This is a genomic window from Pantoea sp. ACRSC (genome assembly GCF_022346785.1).
Classification (GTDB): Bacteria; Pseudomonadota; Gammaproteobacteria; order Enterobacterales; family Enterobacteriaceae; genus Pantoea; species Pantoea alvi.
This window is the reverse complement of record NZ_JAKRNN010000009.1, coordinates 24463-48278: the sequence shown is the minus strand read 5'-3', so window position 1 is coordinate 48278 and position 23816 is coordinate 24463. Positions and strand designations below refer to the sequence as shown.

General features: G+C 59.7%; 21 protein-coding genes and 1 pseudogene. 14 read left to right on the top strand and 8 right to left on the bottom strand.

Annotation, left to right across the window (positions count from 1 at the left end; translation table 11 throughout):
• Positions 1–15: 15 nt before the first annotated feature.
• Both hemD and hemC read right to left on the bottom strand, forming a co-directional pair.
• A complete protein-coding gene (gene hemD / locus MHZ97_RS10820) occupies positions 16–756 on the bottom strand; it encodes a uroporphyrinogen-III synthase (protein WP_239314549.1) in 741 nt (246 codons plus the stop codon).
• Complete coding sequence (hemC, locus tag MHZ97_RS10815) at positions 753–1694, bottom strand: hydroxymethylbilane synthase (protein ID WP_103797487.1); 942 nt, start codon at positions 1692–1694, stop codon at positions 753–755. Before hemC ends, hemD begins: the two co-directional genes overlap by 4 nt.
• A 317-nt stretch (positions 1695–2011) precedes the next feature.
• Between hemC and MHZ97_RS10810 the strand changes: the two genes are divergently transcribed.
• The 8 genes from MHZ97_RS10810 to corA all read left to right on the top strand — a co-directional run bounded on the left by MHZ97_RS10810 (position 2012) and on the right by corA (position 11599).
• Positions 2012–4570 carry a class I adenylate cyclase gene (locus MHZ97_RS10810; RefSeq protein ID WP_103797449.1) on the top strand — a complete coding sequence of 853 codons (2559 nt, stop codon included), beginning with the start codon at positions 2012–2014 and terminating at the stop codon, positions 4568–4570.
• A 131-nt stretch (positions 4571–4701) separates the two neighbouring features.
• Entirely contained in the window at positions 4702–4920 is a 219-nt protein-coding gene (locus MHZ97_RS10805) for a lipoprotein (RefSeq protein ID WP_239314548.1), read from the top strand.
• Between the two features lie 29 nt (positions 4921–4949).
• Entirely contained in the window at positions 4950–5774 is an 825-nt protein-coding gene (dapF, locus tag MHZ97_RS10800) for a diaminopimelate epimerase (RefSeq protein ID WP_103797489.1), read from the top strand.
• Positions 5771–6475, top strand: a complete 705-nt coding sequence (locus tag MHZ97_RS10795; protein ID WP_103797450.1) for a DUF484 domain-containing protein — start codon at positions 5771–5773, stop codon at positions 6473–6475. The genes dapF and MHZ97_RS10795 overlap by 4 nt, the downstream gene beginning before the upstream one ends.
• Entirely contained in the window at positions 6472–7374 is a 903-nt protein-coding gene (gene xerC, locus MHZ97_RS10790; protein WP_103797451.1) for a tyrosine recombinase XerC, read from the top strand. The genes MHZ97_RS10795 and xerC overlap by 4 nt, the downstream gene beginning before the upstream one ends.
• Positions 7371–8087 carry a 5-amino-6-(5-phospho-D-ribitylamino)uracil phosphatase YigB gene (yigB, locus tag MHZ97_RS10785; protein ID WP_103797452.1) on the top strand — a complete coding sequence of 239 codons (717 nt, stop codon included), beginning with the start codon at positions 7371–7373 and terminating at the stop codon, positions 8085–8087. The genes xerC and yigB overlap by 4 nt, the downstream gene beginning before the upstream one ends.
• A 98-nt stretch (positions 8088–8185) precedes the next feature.
• Complete coding sequence (gene uvrD, locus MHZ97_RS10780; RefSeq protein WP_239314547.1) at positions 8186–10348, top strand: DNA helicase II; 2163 nt, start codon at positions 8186–8188, stop codon at positions 10346–10348.
• 297 nt (positions 10349–10645) lie between these two features.
• Positions 10646–11599 (top strand): magnesium/cobalt transporter CorA, encoded by a 954-nt coding sequence (corA, locus tag MHZ97_RS10775; RefSeq protein ID WP_033754593.1) that lies wholly within the window; start codon positions 10646–10648, stop codon positions 11597–11599.
• 169 nt (positions 11600–11768) lie between these two features.
• Here corA and rarD read toward each other — a convergent pair whose 3' ends face one another.
• Positions 11769–12680: an EamA family transporter RarD gene (rarD, locus tag MHZ97_RS10770; RefSeq protein WP_239314546.1), complete on the bottom strand. Its 912-nt coding sequence runs from the start codon at positions 12678–12680 to the stop codon at positions 11769–11771.
• A 47-nt stretch (positions 12681–12727) separates the two neighbouring features.
• The gene (locus tag MHZ97_RS10765; protein WP_103797455.1) at positions 12728–13198 is read right to left on the bottom strand and encodes a thioesterase family protein; all 471 of its coding nucleotides are present in this window, start codon (positions 13196–13198) and stop codon (positions 12728–12730) included.
• A gap of 185 nt (positions 13199–13383) precedes the next feature.
• On the opposite strand from MHZ97_RS10765, the gene pldA reads away from it, so the two are divergent.
• Genes pldA through rhtC form a run of 3 tightly spaced genes read left to right on the top strand, consistent with a single transcriptional unit; the run spans position 13384 to position 16747 of the window.
• The gene (pldA, locus tag MHZ97_RS10760; RefSeq protein WP_103797456.1) at positions 13384–14256 is read left to right on the top strand and encodes a phospholipase A; all 873 of its coding nucleotides are present in this window, start codon (positions 13384–13386) and stop codon (positions 14254–14256) included.
• A gap of 25 nt (positions 14257–14281) precedes the next feature.
• Positions 14282–16111 (top strand): ATP-dependent DNA helicase RecQ, encoded by a 1830-nt coding sequence (gene recQ, locus MHZ97_RS10755; RefSeq protein WP_103797457.1) that lies wholly within the window; start codon positions 14282–14284, stop codon positions 16109–16111.
• A gap of 12 nt (positions 16112–16123) precedes the next feature.
• Positions 16124–16747: a threonine export protein RhtC gene (gene rhtC / locus MHZ97_RS10750; RefSeq protein WP_224481568.1), complete on the top strand. Its 624-nt coding sequence runs from the start codon at positions 16124–16126 to the stop codon at positions 16745–16747.
• A 289-nt stretch (positions 16748–17036) separates the two neighbouring features.
• On the opposite strand, the gene rhtB is transcribed toward rhtC, so the two are convergent.
• A complete protein-coding gene (rhtB, locus tag MHZ97_RS10745; protein WP_103797460.1) occupies positions 17037–17660 on the bottom strand; it encodes a homoserine/homoserine lactone efflux protein in 624 nt (207 codons plus the stop codon).
• Between the two features lie 115 nt (positions 17661–17775).
• Between rhtB and pldB the strand changes: the two genes are divergently transcribed.
• Together pldB and yigL are read left to right on the top strand one after the other, a co-directional pair.
• A complete protein-coding gene (pldB, locus tag MHZ97_RS10740) occupies positions 17776–18759 on the top strand; it encodes a lysophospholipase L2 (RefSeq protein ID WP_103797461.1) in 984 nt (327 codons plus the stop codon).
• 51 nt (positions 18760–18810) lie between these two features.
• The gene (gene yigL / locus MHZ97_RS10735; protein WP_103797462.1) at positions 18811–19611 is read left to right on the top strand and encodes a sugar/pyridoxal phosphate phosphatase YigL; all 801 of its coding nucleotides are present in this window, start codon (positions 18811–18813) and stop codon (positions 19609–19611) included.
• A 40-nt stretch (positions 19612–19651) separates the two neighbouring features.
• On the opposite strand, the gene glpT is transcribed toward yigL, so the two are convergent.
• Positions 19652–20995, bottom strand: a complete 1344-nt coding sequence (gene glpT / locus MHZ97_RS10730; protein ID WP_239314545.1) for a glycerol-3-phosphate transporter — start codon at positions 20993–20995, stop codon at positions 19652–19654.
• Positions 20996–21311: 316 nt separating this feature from the next.
• Between glpT and MHZ97_RS10725 the strand changes: the two genes are divergently transcribed.
• Positions 21312–22166: a carboxylate/amino acid/amine transporter gene (locus MHZ97_RS10725; RefSeq protein WP_239314544.1), complete on the top strand. Its 855-nt coding sequence runs from the start codon at positions 21312–21314 to the stop codon at positions 22164–22166.
• A gap of 180 nt (positions 22167–22346) precedes the next feature.
• On the opposite strand, the pseudogene MHZ97_RS10720 reads toward MHZ97_RS10725, so the two are convergent.
• Positions 22347–22811: pseudogene (locus MHZ97_RS10720) on the bottom strand (DUF1456 family protein); the annotation flags it as partial.
• Positions 22812–22867: 56 nt separating this feature from the next.
• On the bottom strand, positions 22868–23794 hold the full coding sequence (metR, locus tag MHZ97_RS10715; protein ID WP_103797466.1) for an HTH-type transcriptional regulator MetR: 927 nt from the start codon (positions 23792–23794) through the stop codon (positions 22868–22870).
• Positions 23795–23816 lie beyond the last annotated feature (22 nt).

Genomic DNA, 23816 nt, shown 5'->3' with positions numbered 1-23816 from the left:
ATCCCATGATTAAGTTCAGCGTAACGCGCGCAGCAGCGCGTCGTTATCGGCACCATCGGCTACCTGAATATCCTGCCAGCCCAGTTCTCCGGCAAGCGTAGCCAAACGTTCGCTGACGACAATCAGTCGACAGCGCAATAACCATTCCTCGCGATCGATCGCGGGGAACAGAGAAAACAGCTGTTGTAACATTTCACCGCTGCTGACCACCAGCGTTGTGATGCCGCGGTTGCGCCAGCGTCGACCTTCAACAGCGCCGTCGTAATGCTTCTGGCAGCGCTGGTAGCACTGGCTGAATGAGACCTCCGCCCCGCGCGCGGTAAGGGTTTCCGCCAGCAGCTCGCGCCCCGGATTTCCGCGTAAAATCAGCGCTTTCTTACCGGATACGCGCTGTAGCGCCGCCAGGTTTATCAGCGCTTCGCTGGTTTCCCGGGCGTGCGGATAATCGACATGGCGACCGCTGGCGGTATGAAACGCCAGCGCGGTACTGCGACCAATTGCATAATAGTCTACGTCCGCCGGCCACGCTGCGTTATGACGCATCAGCGCCGGCTGCGCATAGTGGATCACCTGCTGAGAAAGCAGAAAAACCAGGTCGCCAGCGCGCAGCGCGGCAAGCTGCTGCGGCAGGTGATGAAGGTCGCTGCCCGGCGCAAACTCAATCAGCGGCAGGCTCCAGGCCTGAAGGCCAAGGCCGCGCAGGCGAGTCACCAGCGCGCTGGCTGCGGGTTCCGGGCGAGTGACCAGGATTGTCATACCGGCGGCTGCCCCTGGTAGACCTCGCGCAGAATGTCGCGCGCGCCGTTGCCGAGCAGTTCGTCGGCGAGAGAGACGCCCATCGCTTCCGCCTCGGCGCGCGAGCCGCGGCGTTCGCCGCGCACCATCACGCTGCCGTCCGGCGCACCGACCAGGCCGCGCAGCCAGAGCTGGTCGCCTTCCAGCAGTGCAAAGCTGCCGATCGGCACCTGACAGCCGCCTTCCAGCCGCGTATTCATCGCCCGTTCCGCTTTAACGCATACGGCGGTGTCGTCGTGATTAAGCGCCTGAAGAAGGCTAATCAGCTCGCTGTCGTCAAGGCGGCATTCGATGCCGACCGCGCCCTGGCCGACGGCGGGCAGGGAGATTTCCGCCGGCAGCGGCTGGCGAATGCGTGATTCCAGCCCCAGCCGCTTCAGTCCGGCGGCCGCGAGAATAATGGCGTCATATTCGCCGGCGTCGAGTTTTGACAGGCGCGTGCCGACGTTGCCGCGCAGCGAACGGATCACCAGGTCCGGGCGGCGTTCGCTGATCTGGCTCTGACGACGCAGGCTGGAGGTGCCCACAACCGCGCCCTGCGGCAGCGCGTCGAGCGAGTCGTAATGGTTGGAGACGAAGGCGTCGCGCGGATCTTCACGCTCGCAAATCGTGACCAGCCCCAGTCCCAGCGGGAACGCGACCGGCACATCCTTCATCGAATGAACCGCGAGATCGGCGCGATCTTCCAGCATCGCCAGCTCAAGCTCTTTGACAAACAGGCCTTTACCGCCGACTTTCGCCAGCGGCGTGTCGAGAATAACGTCGCCTTTAGTGACCATAGGCACCAGCTCCACGCGCAGGCCCGGATGCGCGGCCATCAGGCGTTGCTGGACATAATGTGCCTGCCAGAGCGCAAGAGGACTTTGTCTTGTAGCAATTCTGAAAATTTTGTCTAACATGCTGTTAACCATTTTGATCGTTCACCGAATATCCTATCATTGTCGGCTGATGGCTGACAGTTTCAACGGATTATTTGACCGGGCTGACGGGAAGATGCGCCAGTAAAAAGAGGATAAAGCGGGTATCGGTGTCCGAAAGCGAATGAAGCCAATGGGAACGTGCTAAACTGTTAAGTAGCGCAACTTTCTTTACGGTCAATCTGGCAGGTGTTAGATTGATCACGTTTCCAGCAATAATCTGCCCAACTTTTTCGATTATTAAGCGGCAGGTTCAGGAAACAGGTTGCTTAAACACTGGGACAATCAGGCGAAACGTCTTGTACCTCTACATTGAGACACTGAAACAGAGACTGGATGCCATTAATCAGCTGCGCGTCGATCGCGCGCTGGCTGCGATGGGACCTGCTTTCCAGCACGTATACAGTCTGCTGCCGACCTTACTACATTATCATCATCCGCTGATGCCGGGTTACTTCGACGGTAACGTTCCCCGCGGCATCAGTTTCTTCACGCCTGAAGAAAACCAGCTTCTGCTGATGCGCGAACTGGCGGGCAGCCGCGAGCTGACGCTGGACGTGTCGCGCACCGGCGAAATGCCGATCACCGGCATCTACTCTATGGGCAGCACCTCGTCGGTCGGCCAGAACAGCGTCTCCGACCTGGATATCTGGGTCTGCCATCAATCCTGGCTGGATAACGAAGAGCGTCTCAACCTGCAGCGCAAATGCACGCTGTTGCAGAAGTGGTGCGTGTCGATGGGCGTGGAAGTCAGCTTCTTTTTGATTGATGAAAACCGCTTCCGCCATAACGAAAGCGGCAGCCTCGGCGCGGAGGATTGCGGATCGACGCAGCATATTTTGCTGCTGGACGAATTCTACCGCACCGCGGTGCGTATGGCGGGCAAACGCATCCTGTGGAATATGGTGCCGTGCGAAGAAGAGCATCACTACGATGACTACGTGATGTCGCTCTACGCGCAGGGCGTGCTGACGCCGAACGAGTGGCTCGATCTCGGCGGGCTGGGCACGCTGTCGGCGGAAGAGTATTTCGGTGCCAGCCTGTGGCAGCTCTATAAAAGCATCGACTCGCCCTACAAGGCGGTGCTGAAAACCCTGCTGCTGGAAGCCTACAGCTGGGAGTATCCCAATACGCAGCTGCTGGCGATGGATATCAAACAGCGCCTGCACGACGGCGAAATCGTCAGCTTCGGCCTCGATCCCTACTGCATGATGCTGGAGCGCGTAACCCACTACCTTACCAGCGTGGACGATCAGCCGCGCCTCGACCTGGTGCGCCGCTGCTTCTACCTGAAGGTGTGCGAGAAGTTAAGCACCGACGAGAACAGCAGCCGTTCGGGCTGGCGACGTGAGATCCTGTCGCAGCTGGTAAAAGAGTGGGGCTGGAGCGAGGAAAAACTGGCGATCCTCGACAACCGCGGCGGCTGGAAAATCGAACGCGTGCGCGAGGCGCATAACGAACTGCTGGATGCGATGATGCAGAGCTATCGCAACCTGATCCGTTTTGCCCGCCGCAACAATTTAAGCGTCAGCGCGAGTCCGCAGGATATCGGCGTGCTGACGCGTAAACTGTACGCCGCGTTTGAAGCGCTGCCGGGCAAGGTCACGCTGGTTAACCCGCAGATTTCGCCCGACCTCTCGGAAGAGAACCTGACCTTTATTCACGTTCCGCCGGGCCGCGCTAACCGTTCGGGCTGGTATCTCTATAACCAGGCGCCGGACATGAGCTCGATCATCAGCCATCAGCCGCTGGAATATAACCGCTACCTGAATAAGCTGGTGGCCTGGGCGTGGTTCAACGGTCTGCTGACCAGCAAAACGCGCCTGCATATCAAAGGCAACGAAATCTGCGATCTGGCGCGTCTGCAGGAGCTGGTGAACGACGTGTCGTCGCACTTTCCGCTGCGCCTGCCCGCGCCGACGCCAAAAGCGCTCTACAGCCCGTGTGAAATCCGCCATCTGGCGATTATCGTTAACCTCGAGCACGATCCCACCTCCGCTTTCCGCAATCAGGTGGTGCACTTCGATTTCCGTAAGCTCGACGTCTTCAGCTTTGGCCAGCAGCAGCAGTGCCTGATTGGCAGCATCGATCTGCTCTATCGCAACTCGTGGAACGAGGTGCGAACGCTGCACTTCAGCGGCGAACAGGCGATGATCGAGGCGTTAAAAACCATTCTTGGCAAGATGCATCAGGACGCCGCGCCGCCAGATACGGTGGAAGTGTTCTGCTATAGCCAGCATCTGCGCGGGCTGATCCGCACGCGCGTTCAGCAGCTGGTCTCGGAATGCATTGAGCTGCGTCTCTCCAGCACGCGTCAGGAGCCGGGCCGCTTTAAGGCGCTGCGCATGGCGGGCCAGACGTGGGGGCTCTTCTTCGAGCGCATGAGCGTCTCGGTGCAGAAGCTGGAAAACGCGGTAGAGTTTTACGGCGCCATCTCCAACAACAAGCTGCACGGCCTGTCGATCAAAGTGGAATCGAACCAGACGCCGCTGCCACCGGTGGTAAACGGCTACGCCAGCGAAGGGATTATTCAGTTCTTCTTCGAAGACACCACCGACGAGCAGGGTTTCAATATCTATATTCTGGATGAAACCAACCGCGTCGAGGTCTATCACCACTGCGAAGGCAGCAAAGAGGAGCTGGTGCGCGACGTTAGCCGCTTCTACTCCTCTTCCCACGATCGCTTTACCTACGGCTCCAGCTTTATCAACTTCAACCTGCCGCAGTTCTACCAGATTGTGAATACCGGCGATCGCTTCCAGGTTATCCCGTTCCGCAGCCAGACGCTGGCCCAGCTCTGCGCCACGCAGCCGGACAACGACAACGGCGACTACCAGCCGCGCTACCAGGTACACTGACGCCGCGCCTGCCGCGCGGCCCTTTCCTTAGAACCTCGCCGCGCGCACGTGAATTGCGGGGATTTCCTGTTGCTTTTCCATCTTCAACTGCGATGATAAGCAACCAGGTTAAGGACAAAAGAGCAGAACAGATGAAGAGAGTAAAAAGCCTGTTGGCAATGGCGCTGGCGCTGACGAGCCTGGCAGGCTGTGGACTAAAAGGACCGCTTTACTTCCCGCCCGCCGACCAGCCAAAAACGCAATCTCCACAGCAAGCTGAGCAGCAGAAAAAACAGCAGCAACAGCGTGCGGCTCAGGCGGACACGCGTGGACTGGTGAGCGGCGGCAACGCCAGCATGTCAGCAGAATAATTGTAATGGCGCACCCGGCGGAGCAAAAAATGCAGTTCTCCAAAATGCACGGACTCGGCAACGATTTCATGGTTGTGGATGCCGTGACGCAAAACGTCTTTTTCTCGCCGGAGCTGATTCGCCGGCTGGCGGATCGCCATCTGGGGATCGGTTTCGATCAGCTGCTGATCGTTGAACCGCCTTACGATCCCGATCTCGACTTCCACTATCGCATCTTTAACGCCGACGGCAGCGAAGTGGCGCAGTGCGGCAACGGCGCGCGCTGTTTTGCGCGCTTTGTGCGGCTGAAAGGCCTGACGAATAAAAGTGAAATTCGCGTCAGCACGCAAACCGGACGTATGGTACTGAGCGTGACGCCGGACGAACTGGTGCGCGTCAATATGGGCGAGCCCAACTTCGAGCCGCAGCAGGTGCCATTCCGCGCCAATAAAGCGGAAAATCTCTATCTGCTGCGCGTCGCTGAGCAGACCGTGATGTTCGGCGCGGTGTCGATGGGCAATCCCCACTGCGTGATCCAGGTCGACAGCGTGCAGACCGCCGCGGTCGACAGCCTCGGCCCGGCGCTGGAAAGCCACGAGCGCTTTCCCGAGCGCGTCAACGTCGGCTTTATGGAAGTAGTGTCGACAGAGCATATTCGCCTGCGCGTCTACGAGCGCGGGGCGGGCGAAACCCAGGCGTGCGGCAGCGGCGCGTGCGCCGCGGTAGCCTGCGGCGTTCAGCAGGGAATTCTGGCGCCGAAGGTGCGCGTCGATCTGCCGGGCGGCACGCTGCATATCGCCTGGAAAGGAGCTGGTCAGCCGCTGTTTATGACCGGCCCCGCCACACACGTTTACGATGGGTTTATTCATCTATGAAAAATATCGAAGAGCAGGCTGACAACACGCTCCTGCTGGACGATCAGGCCGTTAACGATTATCTGCAGCAAAATCCTGACTTCTTTATCCGCAACGCCCGCCAGGTCGAACAGATGGCGGTGCCGCATCCGGTGCGCGGCAGCGTGTCGCTGGTGGAGTGGCATATGGCGCGTCAGCGCAACCATATCCAGCGGCTGGAAGAGGAGATCACCCTGCTGATGGAGCAGGCCAGCGCCAACCATGAGCTGTTCGATCGGCTGCTGGCGCTGCAGGGACACCTGGCGTCGGCCGATTCGCTGCAGGAGATGCTCAACCGCCTGCACCGCTGGGCGCGCGATCTTGGGCTGGCGGGCGCCAATCTGCGCCTTTTCGCCGACAAGTGGCGGCTGGGCGCCCCCTCGGAGTTTGTGCAGCTCAGCCTGTCGCGTCAGGCCTTCGAGCCGCTGCGCATCCAGCGCTTCGGCCAGCAGCACCATTTTCTCGGCAGCCTGAACGGCCCGGAGCTGCTACTGCTGCTGCCGCAGGCTAAAGCGATCGGCTCGGTTGCGATGTCGCTAATGGGCGAGCGCGGCGAGCTGGGCGTGCTGATTTTCAGCAGCCGCGACAGCCAGCACTATCAGGCCGGCATGGGCACGCTGCTGTTGCAGCATCTGGCGCAGATGCTGCCGGAACTGCTGTCGCGCTGGGTGGAACGCGCATGAACGCGCTGCACGCCGCCGTCGACGAATTTCTGCGCTACCTCAAGGTCGAGCGCCAGCTCAGCCCGCTGACGCAGGAAAATTACGCGCGCCAGCTGGCGACGCTGAGCGAGATGGCGGAAGAGATGAAGCTGGAGAGCTGGGCGCAGCTGGAGCCGGCGCAGGTGCGCAGCATGGCGTCGCGCAGCCGTCGCGCCGGATTAGGTACCAGCAGCCTCGCGCTGCGTATGTCGGCGCTACGCAGCTTTCTCGACTGGCAGGTCAGCCAGGGCAAACTCTCCGCCAATCCCGCGAAAGGGATCACCACGCCGCGCAACGCGCGCCATCTGCCGAAAAATATCGATGTCGATGAGGTAAACCAGCTGCTGGAGATCGACCTGAACGATCCGCTGGCGGTGCGCGACCGTGCGATGCTGGAGGTGATGTACGGCGGCGGGCTGCGCCTGTCAGAGCTGGTTAATATGGACTGCCGTCACGTCGATCTTGAGGCGGGCGACGTCTGGGTCGTGGGCAAGGGCAGCAAAGAGCGCCGGGTGCCGATTGGCCGCACCGCCGTAACCTGGCTGCAGCAGTGGCTGCCGCTGCGCGCCGCTTTTGGCAGCGAGGATGACGCGCTGTTTCTCTCCAGCCGCGGACGCCGCATTTCGGCGCGCAACGTGCAAAAGCGCTTTGCCGAGTGGGGCGTGAAGCAGGGCGTCGCCAGCCATATTCATCCGCACAAGCTGCGTCACTCGTTCGCCACGCATCTGCTGGAGTCGAGCGGCGATCTGCGCGCGGTGCAGGAGCTGTTGGGTCACGCCAACCTCTCTACTACCCAGATCTATACCCATCTCGATTTCCAGCATCTGGCGACGGTGTACGATGCTGCACATCCGCGCGCCAAACGAGGAAAGAACGAATGAAGTTTTACCGTCCGCTACGCGCCGTTAAGGCGATCACTTTCGATCTCGACGATACGCTTTACGATAACTATCCCGTGATCCGCAGGACCACCGCCGAGACCCATGCGGCGCTGCAGGCCTGGCATCCGTCGCTGCGCGACTTTACGCCGCTCGATTATCAGCGGCTGCGCGACGAGCTGTTGGCGCGCGAGCCCGATATTTATCACGACGTATCGGAGTGGCGTCGACGCTCGGTCGAGCTGGCGCTGCTGAACGCCGGTCTCGCCCCGCAGGCGGCGGCAGCGGGCGCAGACGAAATCATGAAGGTATTTCACCACTGGCGCAGCCAGGTGGAGATGCCGGAAGAGACGCATCAGACGCTGAAGGCGCTGGGCGAAAAAGTCCCGCTGGTGGCCATCACCAACGGTAACGCGCGCCCGGAGCAGCTCGGCATCGCCGACTATTTTCAGTTCTCGCTGCGCGCCGGGCCAGACGGCCGCGCGAAGCCTTATCAGGATATGTATCATCTCGCCGCGCAGCGGCTCGGCATCGCGCCTGCGCATATTCTGCACGTAGGCGACGACCTGACCACTGACGTCGCGGGCGCGCTGCGCTGCGGCATGCAGGCGTGCTGGATCAACCTGCGCGGCGGCAACCTGATGCAGATTGCCGACGCGCGTCTGGTGCCGCACGTGGAAATTTCGCGATTGGCTTCCCTGACCTCACTGTTATAATGGCTGTGGATTTATCCAGTCGTACCCTGAATCATGCGTCTTGCTGCAAGCTGAATGATTCAGGGTTCGCTTTTTGTTTTCTTTAGTGAACGGTGCCTATGGACGTTTCTGATCTGCTTAACGGTTTGAATGACAAACAGCGCGAGGCCGTGGCGGCACCGCGCAGCAACCTGCTGGTGCTGGCAGGCGCGGGTAGCGGAAAAACGCGCGTCCTGGTGCACCGCATCGCCTGGCTGCTGTCGGTAGAGAACTGCTCGCCCTATTCAATTATGGCGGTAACCTTTACCAACAAAGCGGCGGCGGAGATGCGTCATCGTATTGAGCAGCTGATCGGCACCAGCCAGGGCGGCATGTGGATCGGCACCTTTCACGGCCTCGCCCATCGCCTGCTGCGCGCGCACCATCTCGATGCCGGCCTGCCGCAGGATTTCCAGATCCTCGACAGTGAAGATCAGCTGCGCCTGCTGAAACGCCTGATTAAGGCGATGAATCTGGATGAGAAGCAGTGGCCTGCGCGTCAGGGCATGTGGTACATCAACGGCAAAAAAGATGAAGGGCTGCGCCCGAAACATATTGAAAGCTACGGCAACCCGGTAGAGCAGACCTGGCTGCGCATCTATCAGGCGTATCAGGAAGCCTGCGACCGCGCCGGGCTGGTCGATTTCGCCGAGCTGCTGCTGCGCGCCCATGAGCTGTGGCTGCATAAGCCGCATATTCTCAATCACTATCGTGAACGCTTCAGCAATATCCTGGTCGATGAGTTCCAGGACACCAACAACATCCAGTACGCCTGGATCCGCATGCTGGCGGGCGACAGCGGCCGGGTGATTATCGTCGGCGACGACGATCAGTCGATCTACGGCTGGCGCGGCGCGCAGGTCGAGAATATCCAGCGCTTCCTGCAGGATTTCCCGGCGGCGGAAACCATTCGTCTTGAGCAGAACTATCGCTCCACCAACAATATCCTGAAGTCGGCCAACGCCCTGATCGCCAATAACAACGGCCGTCTCGGCAAAGAGCTGTGGACCGACGGCAGCGACGGCGATCCGATTTCAATCTACTGCGCCTTCAACGAGCTGGACGAAGCGCGCTTTGTGGTCAACCGCATCAAAACCTGGCAGGAGAACGGCAACGCCCTACAGGATTGCGCCATTCTCTACCGCAGCAACGCCCAGTCGCGCGTGCTGGAAGAGGCGCTGCTGCAGAGCAGCATGCCCTATCGCATTTACGGCGGCATGCGCTTCTTCGAACGTCAGGAGATCAAGGACGCGCTCGCCTATCTGCGCCTGATCGCCAACCGCAATGATGATGCGGCTTTTGAGCGCGTGGTCAATACGCCAACGCGCGGCGTCGGCGATCGCACGCTCGACGTGGTGCGCCAGACCGCGCGCGAACGCCAGATGACGCTGTGGCAGGCGACGCGCGATCTGCTGCAAACCAAAGCGCTGGCGGGCCGTGCGGCCTCGGCGCTGCAGCGCTTCTGCGAGCTGGTCGATTCGCTGGCGAGCGAAACCGCCGAAATGCCGCTGCATGTGCAGACCGACCGCGTTATCAAGGACTCCGGCCTGTGGATGATGTATGAGCAGGAGAAAGGCGAAAAGGGCCAGGCGCGTATTGAAAACCTTGAGGAGCTGGTGACGGCGACGCGCCAGTTCAGCTATCAGGATGAAGATGAAGATCTGATGCCGCTGCAGGCGTTTCTGTCGCACGCCGCGCTGGAAGCGGGCGAAGGCCAGGCGGATAAGTGGCAAGATGCGGTGCAGCTGATGACGCTGCACTCGGCGAAAGGCCTGGAGTTTAGCCAGGTCTTTATCGTCGGCATGGAAGAGGGCATGTTCCCGAGCCAGATGTCGCTGGACGAGGGCGGCCGTCTGGAAGAGGAGCGGCGTCTTGCCTATGTCGGCGTGACGCGCGCCATGCTGAAGCTGACGCTGACCTACGCCGAGTCCCGACGACTTTACGGCAAAGAGGTCTATCACCGCCCGTCGCGCTTTATCGGCGAGCTGCCGGAAGAGTGTATTGAAGAGGTGCGCCTGCGCGCCAGCGTCAGCCGGCCGGTTAACCATCAGCGTATGGGCGCGCCGGTTTCGAAAAGCGACAGCGGCTTTTCGCTCGGCCAGCGCGTTAAGCATGCGAAATTCGGCGAAGGCACCATTATCAACCTGGAAGGCAGCGGCGAACACAGCCGCGTGCAGGTAGCGTTTCAGGGCCAGGGCATCAAGTGGCTGGTGGCCGCCTATGCGAAGCTGGAAACCGCTTAGTCATCGGTTGACGACTTTTTCGTCTCAGCGTAACATGCGCGCACTATTATCAAGAGAGGACAATGCCTTGGATACGCCCAGTCGATGCTGGCTCAGTCACCTGGTTACCAGGAATAACATCTAAGGCTTCCTCTTTTAGCGGGTAGCCTTAGCGGTTATCAGCGACCTCCCTTTTTTATCCCGTCGCACGAGTCAGCACTGATTCACCTTTTGAACGAGCGTTTCCGTGTCCAGGCGTTGCCGTGGCCGATCGGCCAACGGCCTTGTCCCATTTAGTCTGCAATGGGGAGTATTGCTATGCTGAGCGCATTTAAACTGGATCGCAGCCGCCTGACGCGTCTGGAGCTGGAAGACGAAAACGACAAACTGACCACCTCGGTGTGGGTCGATCTGATCGAGCCAGAAGAGGGCGAGCGCGACCGCGTGCAGAGCGAGCTGGGGCAGAGCCTGGCGACGCGTCCCGAGCTGGAGGATATCGAAGCCTCGGCGCGTTTTTTCGAAGATGAAGACGGGCTGCACATTCACTCATTCTTCTTTTATGAAGATGCGGAAGATCACGCCGGCAACTCCACCGTGGCCTTCACCATTCGCGAAGGGCGGCTCTATACGCTGCGCGAGCGCGAACTGCCTGCGTTCCGTCTTTACCGTATGCGCGCCCGTAATCAGACGCTGATCGACGGCAACGCCTTTGAGCTGCTGCTGGATCTGTTCGAAACCAAAATCGAACAGCTGGCGGATGAGATCGAGAATATCTACAGCGCGCTGGAGAAGCTCAGCCGCGTGATTATGGAAGGGCAGCAGGGCGAAGAGTATGACCAGGCGCTGTCGCGCCTCGCCGAGCTGGAAGATATCGGCTGGAAGGTGCGGCTCTGCCTGATGGATACCCAGCGCGCGCTCAATTTCCTGGTGCGCAAGGCGCGTTTGCCGAACAACCAGCTGGAGCAGGCGCGCGAGATCCTGCGCGATATCGAGTCTCTGCTGCCGCATAATGAATCGCTGTTCCAGAAGGTTAACTTCCTGATGCAGGCGGCGATGGGCTTTATCAATATCGAGCAGAACCGCATTATCAAAATCTTCTCGGTGGTGTCGGTGGTATTTCTGCCGCCAACGCTGGTGGCCTCCAGCTACGGTATGAACTTCGAGTTTATGCCGGAGCTGAAGTGGAGCTTTGGCTACCCGGCGGCGATTGGTTTGATGATCCTTGCTGGCCTGGCGCCTTATCTCTATTTCAAACGCAAGAACTGGCTGTAATCGTTTATCAGTGGACGGGCAGTCCGGAGCCTACGCGACTGATAAGGACCGATCGCAAAGACGCAAAAAGCGGCATCCCTGCCAGCTCGGCCCGCGCCTTCCCTGGCGCGGGACGCTTTGCTCTTCGGTCCATGTCATTCGCGTTTTGACATTTTTGCGCGCTGTTAGCTTAAACTTCCTGCTGCCTTGTTATGCGTCGACTGCGCAGCGTCGCCACCACCGCATCGAAAATAAACACCGCCAGCGCCAGCCAGATAAAGGCGAAGGTCACCATCTTGTCGGGCGTCACCGCCTCACCGTAAAACAGCACCGCCAGCAGAAACATCAGCGTCGGGCCGAGATACTGGAAAAAGCCGACGGTAGAGAGGCGCAGCCGCGCGCAGGCAGCCGCAAACAGCATCAGAGGGATGGTGGTGATAATGCCCGCCGCTACCAGCTTGAGATTCAGGCTCAGCGGGTTGGCGCTCAGGTGGCTGGTCGGGGTATCGGCAACGCCGAACAGATAGATCGCCGCCAGCGGAAATAGCCACAGCGTCTCAATCAGCATGCCGCTCTGCGCATCGACCTGAATCTTTTTGCGCACCAGTCCGTAAAAAGCGAAGCTCAGCGCCAGCCCGAGTGCGATCAGCGGCACCGAGCCAAACTGCCACAGCTGTACCAGCACGCCGCCCGCCGCCAGCAGTACCGCCAGCCACTGCAGGCGCCGAAAGCGCTCGCGCAGGAACAGCATGCCGAGCACCACGTTAATCAGCGGGTTGATAAAGTAGCCGAGGCTCGCTTCCAGCATATGCTGGTTATTCACCGCCCAGATAAACAGCAGCCAGTTGCCGCCGATAGTGACGGCGGTCAGCGCCAGCAGCAGCACCTTCTTCGGCTGCGCCAGCACGCTGCGCACCTGGCGCCAGCTGCGGCTCAGGCTAATCAGTACCAGCATAAAAAGCGCCGACCAGATGACGCGGTGCGTCATGATCTCCGTCGGCGGTACGGCTTTCACCAGTTTGAAGTAGGCCGGGGCGATACCCCAGATAAAGTAGGCGCCGAGCGCGAAGCCAATGCCCTGGCGGGTTTGCTGCGTATCCATAGAGAGAAAGCGTCCGGAAAAAGTCGATTTTCGCACGGCGTCCGCGATTAACCAATCAAATAGGTCGCCGTCGCCGTGGCAATATAGTCGCCCTGCTGGTTATGCAGCTCCACGCGCGCCACCGCGACCTTGTTTCCGGCGCGCAGCAGGCTGCTGGTGGCAGTAAAGCGCTCGCCGCGGCCGGGACGCAGGTAATCGACGCGCATATCGATAGTGCCCATGCGCGACAGGCGCTGGCGCAGCTCCTCTTCGCTGATGCTCTCGGCGCGCGTCAGGGCGTTGCTGACGCAGACCATACCGGCGGCGACGTCCAGCACCGAGGCGATAACCCCGCCGTGCAGGATCTGCTGCGCCGCGTTGCCGACCAGCATGGTTTTGCTGGCGAAGCTGATTTCGGCATAGTCGCTCTCCAGCCGATCCAGCTCCAGGCCGAGCGCCTGATTAAAGGGCATATGGTAAACAAAAATTTCACCCACCATCTGGCGGGCTTCCTGCTGAGACAGCAGCCGTGATGACATAACAGCAATCCTGCGCATACGCCTTTGCGGCGTAAAATGTTAATGAGTTGTGTATTCTAAGCCGCGCGCGAGAGGGTTTCCAGTTTCGGAAATCAGCGCTCATCTTCACCGACTTTTGCGTGTAGAATGGCCTCCTTTTTATGACTCCCCATTCATTTGACTCGCAGCCTTCATCGGAGAAAGTTATGCGCAAGCATCGCGCCTTGTTAGCAGCCGCCCTGTTACTCCCTGCGCTGGCGCAGGCGGAAGAAGCCACCGTAAAAGAGGTCCACGATACCCCTCAGGTGCGCGGCAGCATTATCGCCAACCTGCTGGAGAAGCACGACAACCCGTTTGTGCTCTATCCGTATGAGAGCAACTATCTGCTCTATACCTATACCAGCGATATCAATAAAGAGGCGATCTCCTCCTATAACTGGGCGGACAACGCGCGCAAAGATGAAGTGAAATTTCAGCTCAGTCTGGCATTTCCGCTGTGGCGCGGTATTCTGGGTGACAACTCCGTGCTGGCCGCCTCCTATACGCAGCGCTCCTGGTGGCAGCTGTCGAACCGCGGCGAGTCGTCGCCGTTTCGCGAGACCAACTACGAGCCGCAGATTTTCCTCGGCTGGGCCACGGATTACGACTTCGCCGGCTGGACGCTGCGCGATGTGGAGGTGGGCTTTAACCACCAGTCTAACGGCCGCAGCGATCCGACCTCGCGCAGCTGGAACCGCGTCTATGCGCGCCTGATGGCGCAGAACGGCAACTTCCTCGCCGAAGTCAAACCCTGGTACCGCATACCGGACAGCGAAGACGATAACCCGGATATCACCAAATATATGGGCTACTACCGTCTGAAGCTGGGCTATATCGCCGGCGAGAATATCTTCAGCGTGGAAGGCAACTACAACTGGAATACCGGTTTTGGCGGTGCGACGCTGGGCTGGAGCTATCCGATCAGCGAACACGTGCGTTTCTATACCCAGGTGTTTAGCGGTTATGGTGAGTCGCTTATCGACTATAACCACCGTCAGACGCGTCTCGGCGTCGGCGTCATGCTAAACGATCTGTTCTGACTCTCCGGAAAACAACAGGAATACAGTGGCAATCTCGGTAGTACATAATCAGGAAGCGCTGGCGCAGCAGGTATTGCAGGATACCTTCGGCTATCAGCATTTTCGTCCCGGTCAGCAAACCATTATCAATGCGGCGCTGAGCGGACGGGATTGTCTGGTCGTTATGCCCACCGGCGGCGGTAAATCGCTCTGCTATCAAATCCCCGCGCTGGTGCAGGAAGGCCTGACGCTGGTGGTGTCGCCGCTGATTTCGCTGATGAAAGATCAGGTGGATCAGCTGCTGGCGAACGGCGTTGCGGCGGCGTGTCTTAACTCCACCATGACGCGCGAACAGCAGCAGCAGGTCATGGCGGATTGCCGTACCGGCCGCGTCAGGCTGCTCTATATCGCGCCTGAGCGTCTGATGATGGATAACTTCCTTGAGAGCCTGGCGCACTGGCAGCCTGCGATGCTGGCGGTCGACGAAGCGCACTGTATTTCGCAGTGGGGCCACGATTTCCGGCCGGAATATGGCGCGCTGGGTCAGCTGCGTCAGCGTTTCCCGCAGCTGCCGGTGATGGCGCTGACCGCCACCGCCGACGAAACCACGCGCAACGATATCGTTCACCTGCTGAATATGCAGGACCCGCTGATTCAGATCAGCAGCTTCGACCGTCCTAATATTCGCTATACGCTGGTGGAGAAGTTCAAGCCCACCGAGCAGCTGCTGCGCTACGTTCAGGATCAGCGCGGCAAAAGCGGCATTATTTACTGCAACAGCCGCGCCAAGGTCGAAGACACCGCCGCGCGTCTGCAGAGCCGCGGGCTGAGCGTCGGTGCCTATCATGCCGGCATCGACAGCGTGCAGCGCGCCCGGGTGCAGGAGGCGTTCCAGCGCGACGACCTGCAAATTGTGGTGGCGACGGTGGCGTTCGGTATGGGCATCAACAAGCCCAACGTGCGCTTCGTGGTGCACTTCGACATTCCGCGCAATATCGAATCCTACTATCAGGAAACTGGCCGCGCTGGACGCGACGGGCTGCCGGCCGAAGCGATGATGCTTTACGATCCGGCGGATATGGCGTGGCTGCGCAAATGTCTGGAAGAGAAAGCGCCCGGGCCGCTGCAGGATATTGAGCGTCACAAACTTAACGCCATGGGCGCCTTCGCTGAAGCGCAAACCTGCCGCCGTCTGGTGCTGCTCAACTATTTCGGTGAAGGACGCCAGCAGCCGTGCGACAACTGCGATATCTGCCTCGATCCGCCGAAGCGTTACGACGGTCTGGTGGAAGCGCAGAAAGCGCTCTCCTGCATTTATCGCGTCGGTCAGCGTTTCGGCATGGGCTATATCGTCGAGGTGCTGCGCGGTGCCAACAACCAGCGCATTCGCGATCAGGGACATGACAAGCTGCCGGTTTACGGCATTGGCCGCGAGCAGAGCCATGAACACTGGGTCAGCGTGCTGCGCCAGCTTATCCACCTTGGGCTGGTGACGCAGAATATCGCCATGCACTCCGCGCTGCAGCTGACGGAAGCGGCGCGTCCGGTGCTGCGCGGCGAAGTGCCGCTGATGCTGGCGGTGCCGCGTCTTAACGCGGCGAAGCCGAAAAGCAGCAGCTCGCCGAAAATTTACGGCGGCAATTACGATCGCAAGCTGTTCGCCAAGCTGCGTAAATTGCGTAAAGCCATTGCCGACGAAGAGAATATCCCGCCCTACGTGGTGTTTAACGACGCCACGCTGATTGAGATGGCGGAGCAGATGCCGGTAACGGCGTCGGAGATGCTGAGCGTCAACGGCGTCGGCCACCGCAAACTGGAGCGCTTTGGCAAACCCTTCCTGGTGATGATCAAAGAGCATCTTGATGATGAAGAGTAAAGGATACTACCCATGCTGATGTTATTTGCCACGGTTGCGCTGGTGCATCTGGTCGCGCTGATGAGTCCCGGCCCGGACTTCTTTTTTGTTTCACAAACTGCCGCCAGCCGTTCGCGCAAAGAGGCGATGATGGGCGTGCTCGGCATTACGCTGGGGATCGTTATATGGGCGGGCGTCGCGCTGATGGGGCTGCACCTGATCCTGGAAAAGATGGCGTGGCTGCATCAGATCATTATGGTCGGCGGCGGTCTCTATCTGCTGTGGATGGGCTGGCAGCTGCTCGGCTCGGCGCGTCAGCGCCACAAGAAACCGGCTCAGGATGCGCCGGTCGTGGAGCTGCCGAAAAAGGGCAGAAGTTTTCTTAAAGGCTTTCTCACCAACCTGTCGAACCCGAAAGCGATTATCTACTTCGGCAGCGTTTTCTCGCTGTTCGTCGGCAACGATATCGGCGCGCTGGAGCGCTGGGGTCTGTTCCTGCTGATCGTCGGCGAGACCTTTGCCTGGTTTACGCTGGTGGCGGCGATCTTCGCTCTGCCGTGGATGCGCGACAAATATCAGCGCGCGGCGAAATGGGTCGATGGCGTGGCGGGTGTACTGTTCGCCGGTTTCGGCATCCACCTTATCATTTCTCGTTAGAGCCTGGTTTACTTGTCAGCTTGCGGTTGGGCAGTGCTCGTCATCCTCACGTACTGATGTACGCTGCGGTGACTGTGCGCTGGCCGGCACCGAACTGGCTGCGACACCGACGGCTCTGAATATCGGCGCTGCTGTTTTTTCTCGTCAGAGACTGACTTACTTGCCATTTCGGCACCGGGCAGTGCTCGTCATCCTCACGTACTCTTGTACGCTGCGGTGACTGCGCGCTGTCCGCCCGCAATCTGACTGCGACACCGACGGCGTTAACCATCGGCGTGCGCAGCAGGGCTCAGGCAATCCTTCTGGCGCTGGCTAACAGCGCGCCGACCGCCATAAACAATCCGCCAAAGATACGGTTGAGCAGTTTCATCTGCTTCGGTCCCTTGATCCAGGCCGCGATGCGCGTCGCCAGCGTGGCGTAGCCTATCATCACGATGATATCGACGACAACAGTGGTGGTGCCCAGCACCAGGTACTGCATCGCCTGCGGCTGGTGCGGCAGAATAAACTGCGGAAACAGCGCGGCGAGAAACACGATGCTTTTCGGGTTGGTAAGATTCACCAGCACCGCGCGCTTGAACAGGCGGCGGCGCGGGGTTGCTTTCGCCACCGCGTCGAGATCGATGGCGCCCGCAGAGCGCCACTGCTGAATGCCGAGCCACACCAGATAGGCCGCGCCCGCCCACTTCAGCACTTCAAACGCCAGCAGCGACTGCGAAAAGAGCGCCCCCAGCCCAACGCCCACCAGCACGATATGGATCGCCAGGCCAAGCTGCAGGCCGCTGATAGAGGCCGCCGCGCCGCGATAGCCGTGGCTGATGCCGGTGCTCATAGTATTAATCGCGCCGGAACCGGGCGAAAGGCTGAGGATAGTGGTGGTGAGAAGGTAGGTCAGCCACCATTCAGTGGTCATGGGTTGCGCTCCCTGTCTGGGCGGAAATATGACACAATACGCCAGAAACAAGCGTGACGCTACGGGCCGCATGCGCGGCTCGCTACAGGCTTATCGCGCGTCTGCAGGGGGAAAGATGGAACGACATAAAGCGAGCTGGCTCAATCGGGAAAAAGCCTTTGCCGCCTTTGCGCACGGTCCGCTGCTCGACTTCTGGCACCGCCGCGAAGAGCGTGAATTTGTCGGCGTGGAAAACGTCACGCTGCGCTATGTGCGTTTCACCGCGCCGCAGCATAAGCGCGTTATTCTTATCGTGCCCGGACGCATCGAAAGCTACGTCAAATACCCTGAACTGGCGTACGATCTGTTTCACTGCGGCTTTGACGTGGTGATCCTCGACCATCGCGGGCAGGGCCGCTCCGATCGGCTGCTGCAGGATACCCACCGCGGTCATGTGGTGGAGTTCACCCACTACGTTGACGACTTAGAGACGCTCTATCTGAAAGAGATTGTCGGCGGCCACTACCAGCGCCGCTACGCGCTGGCGCATTCGATGGGCGGGGCGATCCTGACGCTGTTTCTGGCGCGTCAGCCGCAGGCGTTTCACGCCGTCACGCTGGTGGCGCCGATGTTCGGCATCGCGCTGCCGATGCCCTCTTTCCTTGCGAACCGCATTCTCGACTGGGCGGAGAAGCGCCCGGCGATCCGCGACGGCTATGCGCTCGGCACCGGACGCTGGCGCGCGCACCCGTTCGGCATCAATCGCCTGACGCACAGCGCAGAGCGCTATCGTCGCAGCCTGCGTTTTTACGCCGACGATCCCGCTATTCGCGTCGGCGGTCCGACCTATCACTGGGTGCGCGAAGGTATCCACGCGGGACGCAATATCCTCAGCCTGGCAGGCACTATTACCACGCCTGTTCTGCTGCTGCAGGCAGGCGAGGATCGCGTCGTGGATAACCGTTCGCAGGACCTCTTTTGCGCGGCGATGGCGCAGGCGGGCCATCCCTGCGAGGCGCGCGTTATTAAAGAGGCGCGCCACGAAATTCTGTTTGAAAAAGATGCCATGCGCGCCGAAGCGCTGAATGCGCTGGTTGATTTCTTCGAGGCGCATCCTTAATTCGAAAAGCTATCTTACCGGCCACGGCCTATAACAATACCTGAGGTTTTCATGTTTCAAATCGTCGCATCCGATCTGGATGGCACGCTGCTCTCTCCCGACCATCGGCTGACGCCCTACGCCCACGATATCCTGCAACAGCTGGTGGCGCGTGATATTCACTTTGTATTCGCCACCGGCCGTCACTATATCGACGTCGGGCAGATGCGCGACAAGCTGGGCATTCCCGCTTATATGATCACCTCGAACGGCGCGCGCGTGCATAACGCGGAGGGCGAGCTGGTGTTCAGCCATAACCTCGACGAAGATATCGCGCTGGAGCTTTACGAGCTGCACTACGCCAGTCCCGCTATCCTGACGCACGTCTATCGCGACGACGAATGGTTTATGAGCCGTGCGCATCCGGCGGAGCAGGACTATTTCCGCGAGTCGGTGTTCAGCTATCAGGTGTATGAGCCAGGGATGCTGCCGGGCGACAATATAAGCAAGGTCTTTTTCACCAGCGACGATCCCGAGGCGCTGATCCCGCTCGAGCTGGCGCTGAAGGCGCGCTGGGGCGACCGCGTCAACGTCAGCTTTTCGCTGCCGACCTGTCTGGAGGTGATGGCGGGCGGCGTGTCGAAAGGGCACGCGCTGGAAGCGGTGGCAAAACAGCTGGGACACTCGCTTAAAGCCTGTATCGCCTTCGGCGACGGCATGAACGACGTAGAGATGCTGAGCATGGCGGGCAAGGGCTGCATTATGCGCAACGCCCACCAGCGTCTGAAAAATACCCTGCCTGACCTGGAAGTGATCGGCAGCAATGCGGACGATGCCGTGCCGCATACGCTGCGCACACTGTTTTTATCCTGACGGCAACAAAGCGGCCGGCGCGATGCCGGCCTCTCTCAGGCTATGACGCCAGCCGCTGCTTGTGTTTGCGTTCGTTAACCATAGTCAACAGCAGCAGGATCACCGCCAGCACGCAGCCCACCACCATGACCAGAAAACCGCCGTTCCAGCCGAAGAAATCGACGGTATAGCCGACGATGGCGCTGGCCGCAACCGAGCCGCCGAGATAGCCGAACAGGCCAGTAAAGCCTGCCGCCGTGCCCGCCGCTTTTTTCGGCGCCAGCTCCAGCGCATGCAGGCCAATCAGCATCACCGGGCCGTAAATCAGAAAGCCGATGACGATCATGCAGGCCATATCGACGCCGGGGTTGCCCGCCGGGTTAAACCAGTAAATCACCGTGGCGATGGTCACCAGCGTCATAAAGAAGACGCCGGTCGCGCCGCGATTCCCCCTGAACACTTTATCCGACATCCAGCCGCACAGCAGCGTGCCGGGAATACCGGCGTATTCATACAGGAAGTAGGCCCAGGAGGATTTATCCAGCGTAAAGTGCTTTACCTCTTTCAGGTAGGTGGGCGACCAGTCGAGAATGCCGTAGCGCAGCAGATAGACAAAGACGTTAGCCAGCGCGATATACCACAGCAGCTTGTTGGGCAGCACATACTGGGTAAAGATCTGCTTCGCCGTCAGCTCCTCTTCATGCGTGGCGCTGTAGTCCGGCGGGTAATCCTGTTTATACGCCTCGATGGGCGGCAGACCGCAGGACTGCGGCGTATCGCGCATTAATGCGAAGGCGATCAGCGCCACGGCGATAGCGGCGAAGGCGGGCATATAAAGCGCCGCTTTCCAGTCGCTGAACCAGGCCATGCCGAGCAGAAACAGCAGCGGCGGCAGGCCGCCGCCGACGTTATGCGCGCAGTTCCACACGGAAACAATGCCGCCACGCTCTTTCTGCGACCACCAGTGCACCATAGTGCGTCCGCAGGGCGGCCAGCCCATGCCCTGGAACCAGCCGCAGACAAACAGCAGGGCAAACATCACCATAATGCTGGAGGTTGCCCAGGGCACGAAGCCCATAATCAGCATCACCGCAGCGGCGAGGATCAGCCCGGCAGGCAGAAACACGCGCGGATTCGAGCGATCCGAGACCGAGCCCATAATAAATTTTGAGAAGCCGTACGCAATGGAGATGCCGGAAAGCGCAAAGCCAAGGTCGCCGCGTGAAAAGCCCTGCTCAACCAGGTAGGGCATCGCCAGCGCGAAGTTTTTGCGCACCAGATAGTAGGCGGCGTAGCCAAAAAAGATGCCGAAGAAGATCTGCCAGCGCAGGCGGCGATATAACGGATCAACCTGATCTTCCGCGACCTGCGGTCGGTGCGGCGCGGGTTTAAAAATGCTCAGCATAGCTGCCCTCCCGGGCGTTTAGTCGTTGTAGTAAGGGGCAGAACGTTCCAGAGGTTGCCGCCATGTTCCTTTTCGCGTCTATTCTGGCGCTTTTCGCGCATGCTGGCTGTGATAGTTGACACATTTGTTACACTTTTATGACAATAACGCAGGTTGAATTTCACACAATGGTTTTAATCGCGCATGGCCTGTAAATTGCGCAGCGGCTCCGTGCGCTGAGTGGTGGGTTTGTATTCACTTGTCAACCAGAAAGCGCCGCGTGGGCAGAGCACATTGATTACACTAGCGACCTCTCTCTTTTTGCAGGATCGAAGCTGTGCTGTTACTGATCGTTACCACTATTCTTTGGGCGTTTTCCTTTAGCCTGATTGGAGAATATCTGGCGGGGCAGGTGGACTCCTGGTTCTCCGTGTTGATGCGTCTGGCGCTGGCGGCGCTGGTGTTTTTGCCTTTTCTGCGCTGGCGCGGCTACCGTCCGTCGACGCTGCTGCTCTATATGCTGGTGGGGATGCTGCAGCTCGGCATCATGTACCTGATTAGCTTTGAGGCCTATCTCTACCTCAGCGTCTCGGAGTTCCTGCTGTTTACCGTGATGACGCCGCTTTACGTCACCCTGATTTATGACCTGATCAGCAGGCGTCCGCTGCGCATCGGCTACGCCTTCAGCGCGCTGCTGGCGGTCGCGGGCGCGGCGATTATTCGCTACGACAAGGTCAGCGATCATTTCTGGTTCGGCCTGCTGCTGGTGCAGCTGGCAAATATCTGCTTTGCCGTGGGCATGGTGGGCTACAAGCGTCTGCAGGAAACCCGGCCAATGCCGCAGCACACCGCTTTTTCCTGGTTTTATCTCGGCGCGGTGCTGATTGCGATTATCGCCTGGTGCCTGTGGGGTAATCCGGCGAAACTGCCGACCACCTCGCTACAGTGGGGCATTCTGGTGTGGCTGGGCGTGGCGGCGTCGGGGCTGGGCTACTTTATGTGGAACTACGGCGCCACGCAGGTGGATGCGGGCACGCTGGGCATTATGAACAATATGCACGTTCCGGCAGGGCTGCTGGTGAATCTGGCGATCTGGCAGCAGAAGCCGCACTGGCCCAGTTTTATCGCCGGCGCGCTGGTGATTTTCGCTTCGCTCTATGTGCATAAGCGCTGGGTGATACGTAGTCGCTGAGGCGCATAATCCGTCAGGACAACGATGGTCGTCCTGACGGCTGGCACGCGCTAAAGGGCAAGGCTACTTTTTGGCTTTTGCTGGCTGGGCCGGGCGAGGTTTCGCCGTTTTCGCCGGAGCAGACTTCGCTGCCTGGGCCGGGCGGGTGTTCGTGGCCTGGGCTGGAGCGGCTTTGGCCGGCTGCGTCGGGCGCAGCGTCAGGGTCAGGCCCTTTAGAAAGTTACGCATAATCTGGTCGCCACATTCGCGATAGTTTTTATGCTCCGGCTTGCGGAAGATAGCGCCGATTTCCGCCTGAGAAACCGTGAAGTTAGCCTTAGCCAGCACCGCCGGAATATCGGTGGTTTTCAGATCGAAGGCGATACGCAGCTTTTTCATAAAAATATTGTTGTTCATGCGGCGCTCGATCGAGGGCGCAGGCATCTCTTCGCTTTTGCCGCGACGGAAGAAAATCAGGCCGTTAAGAAAATAGCCCATCAGCACGTCCGGCAGCGGTTTAAACGCGGCGTCGTCCTCTTTTTTCAGCCAGGCCTGCACGTCGCTCAGCGCAACTTCGCAGTCAGTCAGTGCGAAAATCTCCACCACTTTGGCATCGCTTAAATTCAGCATAAAGCGCACGCTGCGCAAAATATCGTTATTGGTCATGGTGAGATTTTCTCATGGTCGTTTAACAGGCTGCGCATTATAGGGGAATTTACGGCTCAGCGTTGCAAAATCGCGCCCGGAAGCGCCGCGTCGCGCACAAAGGGCAGGTGTTCGCAGGCGTGCTGCCGCGCGAAGCGGGTAAAGGCTTCCAGCACCGGCTGACGCTGCTCGCCGTCGCGTACGGCGGCATAAAGCCGGCTCCACAGCCCTTCGCCCAGCGTTTTGGTTACGATTAATCCCTGCTTTTCAAAACTCTCCACCACCCAGTGCGGCAGCGCGGCGATCCCCATGCGCGCCGCCACCATCTGAATCAGCAGCAGGGTGTTATCGACGCTCTTCAGGGCCGGGCTGACGCCCGCCGGCTGGAGAAAATGGCGCCAGATATCGAGCCGCTGGCGCTGCACCGGATAGATCATCAGCACCTCTTGCGCCAGATCCTCGGGCGTAATCTGCTCTACCTGCGCCAGCGGATGGTCGGGCGCCAGAACCAGACGCACTTCGAAGTCGAACATCGGCGTGTAGTGCAGGCCGCTGCGCGGCAGGATGTCGGAGGTCAACACCACGTCCAGTTCGCCCTGCTGCAGCGCAGGCTGCGGATCGAAGGTGACGCCCGACTTGAAATCCATGACCACCTGCGGCCAGCTCTGGCGGAATTTATCCAGCGCCGGCGTCAGCCACTGAATGCAGCTGTGGCACTCAATGGCGATGCGCAGCGTCGCCTGACAGGGCTCGTGGCACGCCTGCAGCGCCTGCTGAATCTGCGGCAGCACCTGCTCCGCCAGCTGCAGCAGAACTTCACCCTGCGGCGTGAAGCGCAGCGGCTGGCTCTTGCGCACGAACAGGCGGAATCCCAGCCGCTGTTCGAGATCGCTGAACTGATGCGATAGCGCGGATTGCGTTTGATGAAGCTGCGCGGCGGCGGCGGCCAGCGAGCCAGTATTACGCAGAGCCTGAAGCGTCCGCAGGTGCTTGAGTTCGATCATGAGCGTCCTTCACATGGAGATT

What these genes read in the sequence shown, in the direction of transcription:
- hemD (WP_239314549.1), bottom strand. Translation starts at nt 756, where the DNA reads ATGACAATCCTGGTCACTCGCCCGGAACCCGCAGCCAGCGCGCTGGTG.
- hemC (WP_103797487.1), bottom strand. Translation starts at nt 1,694, where the DNA reads ATGTTAGACAAAATTTTCAGAATTGCTACAAGACAAAGTCCTCTTGCG.
- MHZ97_RS10805 (WP_239314548.1), top strand. Translation starts at nt 4,702, where the DNA reads ATGAAGAGAGTAAAAAGCCTGTTGGCAATGGCGCTGGCGCTGACGAGC.
- dapF (WP_103797489.1), top strand. Translation starts at nt 4,950, where the DNA reads ATGCAGTTCTCCAAAATGCACGGACTCGGCAACGATTTCATGGTTGTG.
- MHZ97_RS10795 (WP_103797450.1), top strand. Translation starts at nt 5,771, where the DNA reads ATGAAAAATATCGAAGAGCAGGCTGACAACACGCTCCTGCTGGACGAT.
- xerC (WP_103797451.1), top strand. Translation starts at nt 6,472, where the DNA reads ATGAACGCGCTGCACGCCGCCGTCGACGAATTTCTGCGCTACCTCAAG.
- yigB (WP_103797452.1), top strand. Translation starts at nt 7,371, where the DNA reads ATGAAGTTTTACCGTCCGCTACGCGCCGTTAAGGCGATCACTTTCGAT.
- uvrD (WP_239314547.1), top strand. Translation starts at nt 8,186, where the DNA reads ATGGACGTTTCTGATCTGCTTAACGGTTTGAATGACAAACAGCGCGAG.
- corA (WP_033754593.1), top strand. Translation starts at nt 10,646, where the DNA reads ATGCTGAGCGCATTTAAACTGGATCGCAGCCGCCTGACGCGTCTGGAG.
- rarD (WP_239314546.1), bottom strand. Translation starts at nt 12,680, where the DNA reads ATGGATACGCAGCAAACCCGCCAGGGCATTGGCTTCGCGCTCGGCGCC.
- MHZ97_RS10765 (WP_103797455.1), bottom strand. Translation starts at nt 13,198, where the DNA reads ATGTCATCACGGCTGCTGTCTCAGCAGGAAGCCCGCCAGATGGTGGGT.
- pldA (WP_103797456.1), top strand. Translation starts at nt 13,384, where the DNA reads ATGCGCAAGCATCGCGCCTTGTTAGCAGCCGCCCTGTTACTCCCTGCG.
- rhtC (WP_224481568.1), top strand. Translation starts at nt 16,124, where the DNA reads ATGCTGATGTTATTTGCCACGGTTGCGCTGGTGCATCTGGTCGCGCTG.
- rhtB (WP_103797460.1), bottom strand. Translation starts at nt 17,660, where the DNA reads ATGACCACTGAATGGTGGCTGACCTACCTTCTCACCACCACTATCCTC.
- pldB (WP_103797461.1), top strand. Translation starts at nt 17,776, where the DNA reads ATGGAACGACATAAAGCGAGCTGGCTCAATCGGGAAAAAGCCTTTGCC.
- yigL (WP_103797462.1), top strand. Translation starts at nt 18,811, where the DNA reads ATGTTTCAAATCGTCGCATCCGATCTGGATGGCACGCTGCTCTCTCCC.
- glpT (WP_239314545.1), bottom strand. Translation starts at nt 20,995, where the DNA reads ATGCTGAGCATTTTTAAACCCGCGCCGCACCGACCGCAGGTCGCGGAA.
- metR (WP_103797466.1), bottom strand. Translation starts at nt 23,794, where the DNA reads ATGATCGAACTCAAGCACCTGCGGACGCTTCAGGCTCTGCGTAATACT.